The 1075-nt window shown below is 46.5% G+C and carries 1 pseudogene; it reads left to right on the top strand.

Annotation, left to right across the window (positions count from 1 at the left end):
• Positions 1-1075: pseudogene (locus HT730_RS09480) on the top strand (FIVAR domain-containing protein); the annotation flags it as partial.

Below are 1075 nucleotides of genomic sequence, written 5' to 3'. Positions count from 1 at the left end.
TAACAGCAGCAGCGACAACTACAGCGAAGACACAACTAGAAGGTGACAAAGCTAAGTTAGATGAAGTGGTAAATACAGATGGTAAGACACCAGAAAGTATTCAAGCTTACGAAGCTGCTAAGCAAGCAGCAGAAGCCGAAGTTACAGCAGCGAAGCAAGCAGCAGCAGATGCATTAGCTAAAGGTGACGATGCGACAGCAGCTGAAGTACAAGCAGCGCAAGAAAAAGTGACCGCAGCTCAAGGTAAGTTAGACAAAGCGAAAGAGAAGTTAGTCGATAAAGCAGACAAGACAACTCTAACGCAAGCGAATAATGCCTTAGGAAGCGAAATCACAAGTGCACCAGACACAGCTGATAAGCCAGCAAGCAAAGTGACTGCCTATAACGACGCTAAGAAAGCAGCAGAAGCAGCGAAGACAGCAGCGGAAGCTGTAATAGCGAACGACAATGCGACACCAGAAGCTGTCCAAGCAGAGATTACGAAAGTAAACAATGCCAAAGCAGCCTTGAAAGATGCGGAAGATGCGGTAACAGCAGCAGCGACAACCACAGCGAAAAACAAACTAACAGCAGACAAAGCTAAGTTAGATGAAGTGGTAAATAAAGATGGTAAGACACCAGAAAGTATTGAAGCTTATAATAACGCTAAGGCAGAAGCAGAAGCCGAAGTTACAGCAGCGAAGCAAGCAGCAGCAGATGCATTAGCTAAAGGTGACGATGCGACAGCAACTGAAGTACAAGCAGCGCAAGAAAAAGTGACCGCAGCTCAAGGTAAGTTAGACAAAGCGAAAGAGAAGTTAGTCGATAAAGCAGACAAGACAGCTCTAACGCAAGCGAATAATGCCTTAGGAAGCGAAATCACAAGTGCACCAGACACAGCTGACAAGCCAGCAAGCAAAGTGACTGCATATGAGCAAGCTAAGCAAGCAGCAGAAGCAGCGAAGACAGCAGCGGAAGCTGTAATAGCGAACGACAATGCGACACCAGAAGCTGTCCAAGCAGAGATTACGAAAGTAAACAATGCCAAAGCAGCCTTGAAAGATGCGGAAGATGCGGTAACAGCAGCAGCGACAAC

Source organism: Streptococcus sp. k-628, from assembly GCF_013277475.1.
Classification (GTDB): domain Bacteria; phylum Bacillota; class Bacilli; order Lactobacillales; family Streptococcaceae; genus Streptococcus.
The sequence above is the reverse complement of the archived record's forward strand: the minus strand, read 5'-3'. Positions and strand labels throughout refer to the sequence as shown.